This is a genomic window from Allokutzneria multivorans, from assembly GCF_039537405.1.
GTDB lineage: Bacteria > Actinomycetota > Actinomycetes > Mycobacteriales > Pseudonocardiaceae > Allokutzneria > Allokutzneria multivorans.
The window spans coordinates 89,329-101,884 of record NZ_BAABAL010000008.1 but is presented as its reverse complement, the minus strand read 5'-3'; the positions used below and the strand labels follow the sequence as shown (position 1 = coordinate 101,884).

15 protein-coding genes are annotated in these 12,556 nt (G+C 71.5%); 5 read left to right on the top strand and 10 right to left on the bottom strand.

The features are described from left to right. Window positions 1-2: 2 nt before the first annotated feature. On the bottom strand, window positions 3-1,079 hold the full coding sequence (locus tag ABD798_RS13805; RefSeq protein ID WP_344874577.1) for a M24 family metallopeptidase: 1,077 nt from the start codon (window positions 1,077-1,079) through the stop codon (window positions 3-5). Between the two features lie 65 nt (window positions 1,080-1,144). Here ABD798_RS13805 and ABD798_RS13800 point away from each other — a divergent pair, with 65 nt between their 5' ends. After that, window positions 1,145-1,528, top strand: coding sequence for a hypothetical protein (locus ABD798_RS13800; RefSeq protein ID WP_344874575.1), 384 nt, complete (start codon window positions 1,145-1,147; stop codon window positions 1,526-1,528). 350 nt (window positions 1,529-1,878) lie between these two features. On the opposite strand, the gene ABD798_RS13795 is transcribed toward ABD798_RS13800, so the two are convergent. The 9 genes from ABD798_RS13795 to ABD798_RS13755 form a co-directional block, all read right to left on the bottom strand. After that, a complete protein-coding gene (locus tag ABD798_RS13795; RefSeq protein WP_344874573.1) occupies window positions 1,879-3,393 on the bottom strand; it encodes a glycoside hydrolase family protein in 1,515 nt (504 codons plus the stop codon). An 82-nt stretch (window positions 3,394-3,475) separates the two neighbouring features. After that, window positions 3,476-4,381, bottom strand: coding sequence for a GNAT family N-acetyltransferase (locus ABD798_RS13790; protein WP_344874571.1), 906 nt, complete (start codon window positions 4,379-4,381; stop codon window positions 3,476-3,478). 34 nt (window positions 4,382-4,415) lie between these two features. Continuing rightward, window positions 4,416-4,850, bottom strand: a complete 435-nt coding sequence (aroQ, locus tag ABD798_RS13785; protein ID WP_344874569.1) for a type II 3-dehydroquinate dehydratase — start codon at window positions 4,848-4,850, stop codon at window positions 4,416-4,418. Then, a complete protein-coding gene (aroB, locus tag ABD798_RS13780) occupies window positions 4,847-5,959 on the bottom strand; it encodes a 3-dehydroquinate synthase (RefSeq protein ID WP_344874567.1) in 1,113 nt (370 codons plus the stop codon). The genes aroQ and aroB overlap by 4 nt, the downstream gene beginning before the upstream one ends. Further along, window positions 5,956-6,468 (bottom strand): shikimate kinase, encoded by a 513-nt coding sequence (locus tag ABD798_RS13775; protein ID WP_344874565.1) that lies wholly within the window; start codon window positions 6,466-6,468, stop codon window positions 5,956-5,958. The genes aroB and ABD798_RS13775 overlap by 4 nt, the downstream gene beginning before the upstream one ends. Further along, window positions 6,465-7,652: a chorismate synthase gene (gene aroC, locus ABD798_RS13770; RefSeq protein ID WP_344874563.1), complete on the bottom strand. Its 1,188-nt coding sequence runs from the start codon at window positions 7,650-7,652 to the stop codon at window positions 6,465-6,467. Before aroC ends, ABD798_RS13775 begins: the two co-directional genes overlap by 4 nt. A 27-nt stretch (window positions 7,653-7,679) precedes the next feature. Then, complete coding sequence (locus ABD798_RS13765) at window positions 7,680-8,345, bottom strand: prepilin peptidase (protein WP_344874561.1); 666 nt, start codon at window positions 8,343-8,345, stop codon at window positions 7,680-7,682. A 185-nt stretch (window positions 8,346-8,530) separates the two neighbouring features. Continuing rightward, window positions 8,531-8,995, bottom strand: coding sequence for a PTS sugar transporter subunit IIA (locus tag ABD798_RS13760; RefSeq protein ID WP_344874559.1), 465 nt, complete (start codon window positions 8,993-8,995; stop codon window positions 8,531-8,533). After that, window positions 8,992-9,228 carry a PTS sugar transporter subunit IIB gene (locus tag ABD798_RS13755; protein WP_344874557.1) on the bottom strand — a complete coding sequence of 79 codons (237 nt, stop codon included), beginning with the start codon at window positions 9,226-9,228 and terminating at the stop codon, window positions 8,992-8,994. The genes ABD798_RS13760 and ABD798_RS13755 overlap by 4 nt, the downstream gene beginning before the upstream one ends. Window positions 9,229-9,402: 174 nt before the next feature. On the opposite strand from ABD798_RS13755, the gene ABD798_RS13750 reads away from it, so the two are divergent. The 4 genes from ABD798_RS13750 (at window position 9,403) to ABD798_RS13735 (ending at window position 12,550) form a co-directional block, all read left to right on the top strand. Then, window positions 9,403-10,191 carry a GntR family transcriptional regulator gene (locus ABD798_RS13750; protein WP_425549218.1) on the top strand — a complete coding sequence of 263 codons (789 nt, stop codon included), beginning with the start codon at window positions 9,403-9,405 and terminating at the stop codon, window positions 10,189-10,191. Next, complete coding sequence (locus tag ABD798_RS13745; protein WP_344874552.1) at window positions 10,188-11,444, top strand: PTS transporter subunit EIIC; 1,257 nt, start codon at window positions 10,188-10,190, stop codon at window positions 11,442-11,444. Before ABD798_RS13750 ends, ABD798_RS13745 begins: the two co-directional genes overlap by 4 nt. Window positions 11,445-11,470: 26 nt before the next feature. After that, window positions 11,471-11,740, top strand: coding sequence for an HPr family phosphocarrier protein (locus ABD798_RS13740; RefSeq protein WP_344874550.1), 270 nt, complete (start codon window positions 11,471-11,473; stop codon window positions 11,738-11,740). Between the two features lie 129 nt (window positions 11,741-11,869). Then, the gene (locus ABD798_RS13735) at window positions 11,870-12,550 is read left to right on the top strand and encodes a DUF998 domain-containing protein (protein ID WP_344874548.1); all 681 of its coding nucleotides are present in this window, start codon (window positions 11,870-11,872) and stop codon (window positions 12,548-12,550) included. The last annotated feature ends 6 nt before the right edge of the window (window positions 12,551-12,556 follow it).

Below are 12,556 nucleotides of genomic sequence, written 5' to 3'. Positions count from 1 at the left end.
GGTCAGACGACCACGAGATCCTTCGTGGTCAGGGTGAGGAGTTCAGGTGCGCCCGCGCGGACGACGAGGGTGTCCTCGATACGGACGCCGCCCCGCCCAGCGAGGTACACCCCGGGCTCGACGGTGACCGCCATACCGGCGGCAAGTGTACCGACCCCCACCTTGGACAACGCCGGAGCCTCGTGGACCTGCAGGCCGACGCCGTGGCCGAGCCCGTGCAGGAAGCGCTCCCCGTGCCCGGCCCCCTCGATCACCGCGCGGGCCGCCGCGTCCACGTCGGAGACCTTCGTCCCCACCACGAGCGCACCCCGCCCGGCCGCCTGGGACGCGGCGACGAGCTCGTAGACCTCGCGCTGCCAGTCAGCGACCTCGCCGAGGGCGAAAGTCCTGGTCATGTCCGAGTGGTAGCCGTCGACCAGCGCCCCGAAGTCGATCTTGACGAAGTCCCCGCGCCGCAGCACGGCACCGGTGGGTCGGTGGTGCGGGACCGCGGAGTTCGCCCCCGCCGCCACGATCGTCTCGAACGCCGGGCCGGCCGCGCCGTGCTCCAGCATCCGGCGCTCCAGATCGCGCGCGACCTCCAGTTCGGTCCGCCCCGGGCGCAGCCCACCGTGCTCGACCAGCGCCGCCAGCGCCCGGTCCGCCGCCGCGCAGGCCATCCGCAGGGCTTCCACCTCGGCCTCGTCCTTGATCAGCCGCAGCTGCTCCACCAGCCCCGCCGCGCGCACCAGCTCCGCGCCGCCGGCCTCCTTGAGGAGGTCCAGGCCGTCCACGGTGACCTTGTGGCTCTCGAAGCCCAGCCGCCCGCTCGCCTTCTTCGCCAGCGCCGTGTCGCAGGGCCGGTCGATCACCCGCTCCAGGTCCGGCACCTGGGCGTCCGACTGCGTCAGGTACCGGCCGTCCGTGCAGAACACGCTGCGCTCGTCGCCCTCGGCGTGCAGCAACAGCGCGCCGTTGGACCCGGTGAACCCGGTGAGGTAGCGGAGGTTGAGCAGGTCGGTCACCAGCAGCGCGTCCAGCTCCTTCGCACGCAGTTCCGCGCGCAGCAGTGAACGCCTCCGGGCGTGGGTTTCTGGCATATCCGCAGCGTACGTGGGCCCTGTCGCACCGGTCGACCATCGCCGCTCTTCCGTAGGCTGCCCCAGTGCGAACCTGGATGACGCGCGGCCTCGCCCTCGGTGCCCTGCACGCCGTGGCCCACATCGCGGTCGCGGCGGTGCGCGTGCACTCCCCCGAGGCCCTGACGCTGCCCCGTGTCCTCGCGCTCTCCGTCCTCGTCCTCGCCGCCGCTGCCTGGGCTGTCTTCGACCGCGCCCGCACCAACTGGCTCCTCGCCGCCGTGGTGGCCGGTCTCGTCGCGGGCGTCCTCGGCGTCGTCGGTCAGGCGCTCCTCGTCGACGCCACCGAACTCTCCGCGCTCGGTGTCGCCCTCACCGGCGGCGCCGCGTTCACCGCCCTGCTCGTCCTGGCCCCCGCCACGCTCGGCACCGCTTTGGGCAACCGCCTCAGGGCGTCACCTTCTCCTTGATGGTGGTACCGGGATGGTGGTACCGGTCGCAGGTTCGTCAGTCTTCAAGACCCACAAACCCCCGCCCTTGCGGTCTTCAACGAGGGCAAACCCTCGGCCTCATCGGAGCAGGGGCGGTCAACGATGATCGACAGGGGGTTCGGTGACCAAGTCCTCAGCTCGACCACTTTCCGGACGGGACCTGCACGAGCCGCTTCGATCCGGCGCGTGAAACAAATTCCACCCAAGCCCCCTCGAACGTGGCGTCACAAGGCCATTCCGAGGCATCGTTGTTGTAGGGGTGCCCCCGGGTGGGTGGGGGCTGTCAACGCGCGCGCGAAGAAGTCGTGGGCGATGGGCGCGGGCCGCGGTCAGCCGCCGAGCGTGGAACCGGCGCGATAGGCGTCCCAGCGGTCGACGGGGACGTCGACAATGGGGGATTCGTTGGCGAGGGCGGCGGGTTCGGAGCCGAGGCGCCAGAGCCTGCCGTCGTCGAGCAGGAAGGCGAAGGGGCGGCCGGGGGCGCGGATCGCCGGGGCTCCGGGGCGCAGGCGGGCCAGGACGGGCAGGCGCAGCAGGGCGGGCACGGAGGTCGGGAGCAGGCGCACGGCCAGGCGTTCGGCGACCGACTTGCGCTCGACGCGGACGCGGTTGCCGCCGATGACGACGTCGATGGTGCGGTCGGGGGCGGGCAGGGCGAAGCCTTCGAGGACCTTGCGGGCGCGGGTGGTGTCGGCGCAGCCGTCGAAGCCGCGCACGTCGATGCCGAAGTGCTGGAGGTCGGTGGGCGCGCTGGGCTCGCGGGTGGCGCGGACGACGTCGAAGGACGCGCGCCCGCAAGGGTCCTCGGCGGAGATCGTCGCGTGGCCCTCGGCGGTGCGGACGAGGCCGGGACCCTCCTGCCAGGGGCCGGGGATGTGCACGGGCCGGTAGGGGTGCCGGGCGAAGGCGCGGTCCCAGAAGGTGAGGGTGGTGCCCTCGCCGGTCTCGTGGGCGATGGCGACGGCGTTGAGCGCGGGCACCCACATCCAGTCCGCGCTGAAGGCGTCGACGACCGAGCGAGTGCGGCTGGCCTGCGCGGAGCCGACCGGCACGAAGCCGTCCCTGGTCAGGGCTTGGACCTGCTCGGCGAACAGCGGGTCCTTCGCGCGCAGGACGAACTGACCGGCCCCGTTCGGCCCGGCCCCGGCGGCGGTGGTGTCGGTGAACATGAGGTGGAACCAGCCGTCGAGGTGGAACACGGCGGGCTGCCCGGCGCCGTAGGTGTTGGCGCGGCGGACCTCGCCGGAGGCCCGCACGATCGGCCCGCCCGCGGCCAGCCTGCGCCAGTTCACGCCGTCGTCGCTGGCAGCGACCCCGATGCTGTTGTCGTGGGTGTGATCGCTCGGCGCGCCGGTGTAGTAGAGGTAGTAGGTCCCGCTGACCTTGATCACCGACGGGTCGCAGGTGTGCATGGCGTCGAAGCCGCCACCGCTGCCGCTGAACACGGCGCCGACCGCCTCGAACGGCCCGGCGGGGGTGGCGGCGTCACCGTGCACGATGTCGTCGCCGGGCGGGCCCGCGCCGATGAGCTGGCTGCACCACCACATGCGGACGCGGCCGTTCTCCTGGAGCAGGGTGGGGCCGTAGTTGTAGGGCGCCTGGGGCCCGCCCGCCGCGACGACCCCAGCGCTCTGGCGCGGCCGGTCGATGCCCAGGATCGCGGGCAGCAGGTCGGCGGTGCCGCCAGCGCCGCCCCGGTTCGGCGGGACCGCGACGGGCCCGGTCATCGCGGGCGGGGGCGGTTCCGGTGGTGGGGTCGTCGTGCACGCGGACAAGATCGACGCGGCCAGGACGAGCACGCAGAGCAACGCCGCGAGCAGGTTCCGAGGCCGCCGCAGTCCCACCGCTCACCTACTTAGTGCAACGACAAAGCCGGCACAGTCTAAGCAGGCTCACCCGCACGGGTTAGAGCGAGGGAACGCAGCGTCACGCCTCGACGGGTGCGGCCACCAGCTCCACCTGGAAGCCATCAGCGTTTTCCAAGTAGGCCGCGTAGTGGTGCTCGCCGCCCGCGTGCGGGTGCCGGTCGCCGAACATCAGCCGCCAGCCGTGCTCGCGCGACTGCTCGGTCAGCCGGTCGACCGTCGCGCGGTCCCCGGCGTGCAGCGCGAGGTGGTTGAGGCCGGGCAGCATGCGGTCGTGGGTGTCCCCGGCCAGCGCGGGCGAGCGCTCGGCGACGACGTAGGTGGGGCCCAGCCGCCAGCTGATCCCGTTCTCCCACAACTGGTGCTGCCGGAAACCGAGTTCGGTGAGCAGCCAGCCGAAGGTGTCGCGCGCGTGCTCCAGGTCGCCCACCCACAGCTCGACGTGGTGCAGGCCAGTCCTCTGTGGACGCTGCACGAGCTGCACGCGGTGCGTCGCGCCGTAAGCGAAGCGCTCGCCGACGTCCAGGAAGCCCAGCCGCTCGGAGAGCTTGAGGCTGCCGGTGTTCTCCGGGTGCACCAGCGCCCACACCGTCGGCAGTGCTAGGTCGTCGAAAGCGTGGCGCAGCAGGGCTTCTGCTGCTTCCCTGGCATACCCGGAACCCCAGTGCGGGCGGCCGACGAACCAGCCGATCTCGGGCAGGTCCCCGGGCAGCTCCGCCGACGGACGGAGGTGGCCGATGCCGACCGCCGCACCGTCCACCGTGAACAGGAAGTGCCCCATGCCGTCCGGGTAGTCACCGCTGATCCGGCTGTAGACGTTGACGAAAGCAGCCTCGCGGTTGCTCAGGTCGGTACCCAGCCACTTGCTCATCTCCGGGTCGGCGAAGATCCCCGCGACGGCCTCCGCGTCCGAGGCGCGCAGCTCGCGCAGCACCATCCGCTCGGTGACTAATTCGGGGACCTTCACGATGCCGCCTCCGGTGAGATGATCCCGTCGGCGGTCATCTCGCCGCCTTCTTCGCCAGGAAGCGCAGCGCCAGTTCGTAGCCGGTGAGCCCGAGCCCGACGATCACGCCGGTCGCGATGGCGGAGATGTGGCTGTGGTGCCGGAACTCCTCGCGGGTGTGCACGTTGGAGATGTGCACCTCCACCAGGGGTTCGGTGAGCTGCGAGCAGGCGTCGCGGACGGCGATCGAGTAGTGCGTCCACGCTCCCGCGTTGAGCACCACCGGCCAGCCCGCGTCGGCCGCCTCGTGCAGCCAGCCCAGCATCTCGCCCTCGTGGTCGGTCTGCCGGACCTCGACCTCAAGGCCCAACTCCGTCCCGGTCGCCTCGCAGAGCTGGACCAGGTCGGCGTAGGTCTCGCTGCCGTAGATCAGCGGCTCGCGCGAACCGAGCCTGCCGAGGTTGGGGCCGTTGAGGACGAGGACCTTCACAGCAGCAGACCTCCACCGTCCGAAGTGGACTCGCGAGCGACCGCCGAGTACGCGGCGGCGAGCAGGCCCGGCTCGGGGCCTTCGAGGCGACCGGGCTTGGCCAGGCCGTCGAGCACGACGAAGCGCAGCACGCCGGAGCGCGTCTTCTTGTCCCCGCGCATGGTTTCCAGCAGCTGCGGGAGCGCGTCGGCGTCGTAGCTCGTCGGCAGGCCGATCGCCTTGAGCACGCGGTAGTGCCGGTCGACCGTCTCGTCGTCGAGGCGGCCCGCCAGGCGCGCCAGTTCCGCGACGAAGACCATGCCGACGCTGACCGCCGCGCCGTGGCGCCAGCGGTAGCGCTCGCGCCGTTCGATGGCGTGGCCGAGGGTGTGGCCGTAGTTGAGGATCTCGCGCAGGTTCGACTCGCGCAGGTCCGCCGCGACCACGTCCGCCTTGACCTGGATCTTGCGGCGCACCAGCTCGGCGAGCACGTCGCCGGTCGGGTCCAGCGCGGCCTCCGGGTCGGCCTCGATGAGGTCGAGGATCACCGGGTCGGCGATGAAGCCGCCCTTGACGACCTCGGCCATGCCCGCGACGAGTTCGTTGCGCGGCAACGACTCCAGCGTCGCGAGGTCGACGAAGACGGCCATCGGCTCGTGGAAGACGCCGACCAGGTTCTTGCCCGCGTCGGTGTTGATCCCGGCCTTGCCGCCCACCGCGGCGTCGACCATGCCCAGCAGCGTGGTCGGCACGTGCACCACGCGCACACCGCGCATCCAGGTGCCCGCGATGAACCCGGCCAGGTCCGTGGTCGCCCCGCCGCCGAGCGAGACGATCACGCCGCCGCGGTCCATGCCGATGCGTCCGAGCACGTCCCAGCAGAACCCGGCGACCGCCAGGCTCTTGCCGTCCTCGGCGTCGGGCAGCTCGACGCGGTGCGCGGAGGCTCCCGTCGCCTCCAGCTCCTCGCGCAGGCTCTCGGCCGTCGCGGTGAGCGTGGGCTGGTGCAGGATCGCGACGGTCCCGACGCCCTTGAGCGTCTCCAGGATCTCGCTGAGCAGCCCCCTGCCGATGACGACGTCGTAGGGCTGGGCGGTGGCGACCCGAACCCGCACGGGCTCAGTGCTCATGACTTCACTTCCAGAGCTTCGAGGGCCGCGTCAACGACCTCCTGGGGTGTGCGGGAGTCGGTGCTGACCTCGACGGTGGCCACCTCGCGGTAGAGCGGCAGCCGCGCGTCGAGCAGCGCCTTGAAGGTGGCGCGCGGGTTCACGCCCGCCAGCAGCGGACGCGCGCTGGACAGCCCGGTGCGCCGCACCCCCTCCGCCATGCCGACGCCGAGGAACACCACCACGTGGTCGGCCAGCAGCGCGCGGGTGCGCTCGGAGAGCACGGCTCCGCCGCCGAGCGCCACGACTCCGTCGTGCTCGGCGACCGCCGTGGCAACGGCGCGCTCTTCGATCTCGCGGAACGCCGCCTCACCGTCGACGGTGAAGATGTCGCTGATCGACTTGCCGGTGCCGGCGACGATGTCGGCGTCCACGTCGCGGAAGCCCACCCCCCACGCCTGCGCCAGCAGACCGCCCACGGTGGTCTTGCCCGCGCCGGGCGGACCCACGACGACCGCGCGCGGAGTCACCAGCGCTCCTTCAGCGTCGCGAGGTACGCCTCGGCGTTGCGCTTGGTCTCGGCGACCGAGTCACCGCCGAACTTCTCCAGCACCGCGTCCGCGAGCACCAGGGCCACCATCGCCTCGGCCACCACGCCGGCGGCGGGAACCGCGCACGCGTCGGAGCGCTGGCTGATCGCCACGGCGGCCTCGCCGGTCGCGGTGTCCACAGTGGACAGAGCGCGGGGCACGGTGGAGATCGGCTTCATCGCGGCGCGCACGCGCAGCGGCTCGCCGTTGGTGATGCCGCCCTCGACGCCGCCCGCGCGGTTGGACCGGCGGCTGACGCCGAGCTCGCCGTCGGAGCGGTCGATCTCGTCGTGCGCCTTGCTGCCGCGCCGCCGCGCCGTCTCGAAGCCGTCGCCGACCTCGACGCCCTTGATCGCCTGGATGCCCATGAGCGCACCGGCCAGCCGCGAGTCGAGCCTGCGGTCCCAGTGCACGTGCGAGCCGAGGCCCGGCGGCAGCCCGTAGGCCAGCACCTCGACCACACCGCCGAGGGTGTCGCCGTCGGCCTTGGCGGCGTCCACCTCGGCGACCATCGCGGCGCTGGCGTCGGCGTCGAAGACCCGCACGGGGCTCGCGTCGATCGCCTCAAGGTCCCGCGGTCCCGGGAGCACGCCCGTGGGCGCCTCCACGGTGCCGATGGACACCACGTGGCTGATCACCTCGACGCCCAGCGTCTGCCGCAGGAAGGCCCGCGCCACCGCTCCGAGCGCCGTGCGCGCGGCCGTCTCGCGAGCGCTCGCCCGCTCCAGCACCGGACGCGCGTCGTCGAAGCCGTACTTCTGCATGCCGGGGAGATCGGCGTGCCCGGGCCGGGGCCGCGTGAGCGGAGCGCTGCGGGCGAGGCCCGCCAGCTCCTCCTCGGCGACCGGGTCCGGCGACATCACCTTCTCCCAGCGAGGCCACTCGCTGTTGGCGACCTGCACGGCGACGGGGCCGCCCTGGGTGAGCCCGTGCCGGACGCCACCGAGGAAGGTGACGACGTCGGCCTCGAACTTCATCCGGGCGCCACGGCCGTGGCCAAGGCGTCTCCTGGCCAGATGGCCCGCGACATCACCACTGGTGATCTCGACCCCGGCGACCAAGCCCTCAAGCACGGCGACCAGGGCAGGTCCGTGCGACTCTCCAGCGGTGATCCAGCGCAACACGCCGTGATCCTGCCATGTCCGCGCGCGTCAGCCCTGCGGAACCCCGGCGAGCGCGAGCGCCTGCCCACTGGGTGGAACCAGCGTGAGCACGAGCGTGGCCAGCAACAACCCGGGTCCGTGCGGGACAGAATCACCCCCTTCCCGGTGACGGTGCGAGCGCGGGGAGAGCGCTCCGACTATGGCGGTAATCACCGCCGCGAGGACCACGACCACGGGCAGGGCGATCCATTCCACCGCGCCGGCGACCGCGCCGAGACTGCCGGAGAGCTTGACGTCACCCGCGCCGAGCGCAGCCGGGGACACCGCTCGCACGACCGCGTGGACGGCAAGGAAGACAACGGCTCCGCAGAGAGCGCGGACCGCCAGCGGTGGCCCTGGACCGGAGAGAGCGGCGGGGAGCAACAGCAGCCCTGCTGCCGGATATGCGGGCAACGTCAACGCATCCGGCAAGCAGGAGTGCCGGAGATCGACCACCGTCAGCGCGACGGCGAACCACGCCACCGCGAGCTGAACGGGCAGCCACCACAACGGCGCGGGCACCGCGCACGCGAGCGCCCAGAGCCCGCCGACAGCGCACTCGCACAAGGGAAAGCGCACCCGCGCGCCACGGTCGAGCCGAGCGAGGAGCAACCGCGCGCCGGCCCCCGCCGCGAACCCCGCGACGAGACCGAACAGCGCTCCGAGACCATCCATGCCCAGAGGATGCGCACGGGCAGCTCTCCCCGTCGAACGAGCGCGGCGCCTGGGTGAAAATCGTGTCACCGAGCGTCCACAGTGGACGGTCAGCGGCGAAGCCCCCGACGTACCCAATGTGGCATTTGTTTCGCTGAGCGCAACAAATGCCACATTGGGTACGAACCCGATCGGGGGGCGAGGGGTCAGGCGGACCAGATGAAGATCTGGTCGCCGTGCTCGACCTCGTCGGACTCGCGGAGCTCGGCCAGCTGCTCCGGCTTGGCCTCCACCGCGACGACGGGGCAGACCGGGGAGTAGCCGTGCCGCTCCACCTCGGCCGGGTTCCAGGTGATCATCCGCTGGCCCGCGCGGACGGTCTCGCCCTTGACCGCGTGCAGGGTGAACCCCTCGCCCTTGAGCTTCACGGTGTCGATGCCCAGGTGCACGAGCACGGCCCGGCCGGAGGGCGTCAGCACGACGAAGGCGTGCGGGTGCAGGGTCACCACGGTGCCGTCGACCGGGGCCACGGCGTCGGTGTCGGCACCCTCGGCGCGGTCGGGGTCGATGGCGATGCCGGGGCCGACCATGGACTCGGCGAAGACCGGGTCCGGCACCGACCTCATCGGGATGGCCCGGCCCTTGACCGGGCAGTGCACGGGAAGCGTCACATCAGGTCCTGGATGTCCTCGGCGATGTTGTCGGCCTCGGGGCCGACGATGACCTGCACGATGGTGCCCTGCTGCATGACGCCCATCGCGCCCGCCGCCTTGAGCGCGGCCTGGTCGACCTTGGAACCGTCGTGCACCTCGCACCGCAGCCGTGTGATGCAGGCCTCAATGTCCTCGATGTTCTCGGCCCCTCCGAGCCCGGCGAGGATCGCCGCGGCCTTGTCGTCAGCCACTCAAGTCTCCCTTGCCTCACACCCTGCGAGCAGGGCGTACGTGGTTGGGCCAGATGCTGGCACACCCGACACGAAGCCATAACGGGTGTTGACACCCCGAGGACGCCGGGAGCATCCTCCGCAGCACTGGTTTAGACCGGACCGTACCAATCCGCCAGCCTGGATTCGAGGGGAGTGAGCGTGCCGGTTCCGGAGACTCCTCCCGCACGGCTGCTGGACGGGCCGACGCCCAAGCACGCCCAGCTGCGCGAGATCCTGCGCGGACTGGCCCAGGACCAGCTGGCGCCGGGAACCCCCGTCCCGTCCGAGCGCGAACTGGCCACCCGCTACGGCGTCTCCCGGCTGACGGTGCGCGAGGCGATCAGCCAGCTGGTCACCGAAGGACTGCTGACCAGGGTCAGGGGCAAGGGCACCTTCACCGCCAAGCCGAGGGTGGACGCCCAGCTGCACCTGGCCTCCTTCACCGAGGACATCCGCAGGCGCGGGATGACCCCGACCACCGAGCTGCTCGACCACGGCGAGCTGGTCCCGCCGACGGCGACCGCGAGCGCGCTCGGGCTGGAGACGGGGCAGACCGCGTACTGGCTCTTCCGGCTGCGCCGCGCCGACGGCACCCCGATGGCCGTCGAACGCGGCTGGTACCACCCCCGCGAGGTCCCGGGGCTGTTGCGCAACGACCTCACCCGTTCCCTGTACGGCCTGCTCGCGCGGGAGTACGGGGTCCAGCTCGACCACGGTCGCCAGACCGTGTGGGCGGACGCCGCCGACCCGGTGACCGCCCGGCTGCTCGGCGTCAAACCGGGCAGCCCCGTCCTGGTCTTCCGCAGGATCTCCACCGCCGCCGGAGCTCCGGTGGAGGACATGACGTCCTGGTACCGGGGCGATCTGTACCAGGTGACCATGCAACTCGACCGGGGCCTTCCTGACCCCGGTCCCCACCCTCAGCAGGGAGGTACCCGATGAGCGCCACCCCGGGCGGTCGCGACATCAAGGGTTTGGCGGTACTGCAACGGATCGGTCGCAGCCTGATGCTGCCGATCGTCGTTCTCCCGGCGGCCGGTCTCCTGGTCCGCCTGGGAGACACCGATCTGCTCGGGGCGATCCCGGGCTTCGAGAAGGGCGCCGCGGTCATCGGCGGCGCGGGCGGTGTGCTGCTGAACTACCTGCCCCTGCTGTTCGCGGTCGGTGTCGCGGTCGGGTTCGCCAAGAAGGCCGACGGCTCCACCGCGGTGGCGGCCGTGGTCGGCTACCTCGTGCTGAGCCGGGTGATCATGGTGATCAACCCGATCGACGACCCGAACAAACCGGGCACCCAGAAGATGGCCGACGCGCTCGGGGTGATGCCCGGGAGCTGGCCCTACGGCGTGCTCACCGGCGTCATCGCCGGTCTGGTCACCGCGGTGCTGTGGCAGCGCTACTACCGGATCAAGCTGCCCGCGTACCTGGCCTTCTTCGGCGGCAGGCGGTTCGTCCCGCTGATCACCGCGGTCGTGATGATCGGCCTCGGCATCGTGATGGGCCTGCTCTACCCGCTCTTCGACAAGGGCATCACCGCGGTCGGCGAGTGGGTCACCGGCAGCACGATCGTCGGCGCGGGTGCCTACGGCGCCGCCAACCGCCTGCTGCTGCCGTTCGGCCTGCACCACATCATCAACACCTTCGTGTGGCAGGTCTTCGGCGACTACACCAACCCGGCCGGTGAGGTCCTCAAGGGCGACTACAACCGCTTCCTCGGCGGCGACACCTCGGCCGGAACGTTCATGACCGGGTTCTTCCCGATCTTCATGTTCGCCCTGCCCGCGGCGGCGCTGGCGATCTGGCACACGGCCAAGCCCGCCCAGCGCAAGATCGTCGGCGGCATCATGGCCTCGGCGGCGCTGACCGCGTTCATCACCGGCGTCACCGAGCCACTGGAGTTCGCGTTCATGTTCGTGGCGTGGCCGCTGTACCTGATCCACGTGCTGCTGACCGGCGTGTCGCTGGCGGTGTGCAACGCGCTCGGCATCCACCACGGCTTCTCCTTCTCCGCCGGTGTCATCGACTACCTGCTGAACTGGGGCAAGGCCACGAACCCGTTCCTGATCATCCCGATCGGGCTCGTCTTCGCGGTGGTGTACTACTTCCTGTTCAGGTTCGTGATCACCAAGTGGAACCTCAGGACGCCGGGCCGCGAGGACGAGACCGTGGACCCGCAGGCCGAGCCGAGCAAGGCCTGAGCACCCCCTCCAGGAAGGACCTCGCAATGCCGGAACGACGGGTCACCGTTGCCTCCTCGGTCGGACTGCACGCCCGGCCGGCCGCGCTGCTGGCCAAGGCCGCGGCGGCGCAGCCGGTCACGGTCACCATCCGCAAGGACGGGGGCGAGCCGGTGGAGGCGGCCAGCGTGCTCGGGCTGATGACGCTGGGCGCGATGCACGGTGACGAAGTGGTGCTCAGCGCCGAGGGCGAGGGTGCGGAGGACGCGCTAGAAGCGCTCGCCTCGATCATCGCCAAGGACCTCGACCAGGCCTGAGCGGCAAGACCACGGTGGGACCCGTCCGGCGGACGGGTCCCACCGGCGTATAACGGGCGGTCGACCTTCCGGGGGATATCCGGGAAAACTCTGATGTACCCCGGTTGTGCAGGGGCGATGATCGCAGGTATGGATCTCAATCTCACCGGAGCCCCGGCCGCGACCCGGGTGCCCCGGGTGGGGATCACCGTCGCGTGGCTGGGAGTCGGGGTCTCCGTCTCCCTCATGGCTGTGCTGCACAGCCAGCCCTTCCCGAGCCCGTACTCCCAGACGATCAGCACCTACGGCGTCGGCCCGTTGTCGCAGGTCTACATGTGGTCGCTGGTGGCGCTGGGCGTGGGCTCGCTCGCCTTCCTCGCGGGCATGGTCCGGTGGGAGGCCCCGTACTCACCGCTGGCGTGGACCTGCGTCGGCATCTGGAGCGGCGGCCTGCTGCTCGCGGGCGTGCTGCCGATGGACACCACCAGCACCGAGCGGACGCCGTTCGGGATGCTGCACAACCTCGCCGCCGTCGCCGCCTTCCTCGGGCTGCCGACGGCGGGCCTGGTGCTCGGCAGGCGCTACCGCGAACACCCCCGCTACGGCGGCTACGCGCGGCTGAGCAGGCGTCTCGGGATCTTCGGGTTCGTGATGCTCTTCCTCTTCGGAGTGAGCTTCTTCGGAATGATGGAACCGCTGCTGGTCGACTGGTTCCCCGGCCCGAACCCGGTCGGCCTCACCGAACGGCTGCTCGTGGTCGGCGAGGTGGTGCTGCTCGCGGTGCTGATGCGGTGGTCCTCGGAGGTCACCAGGACCGTCCGGATCACCTGACCCGGA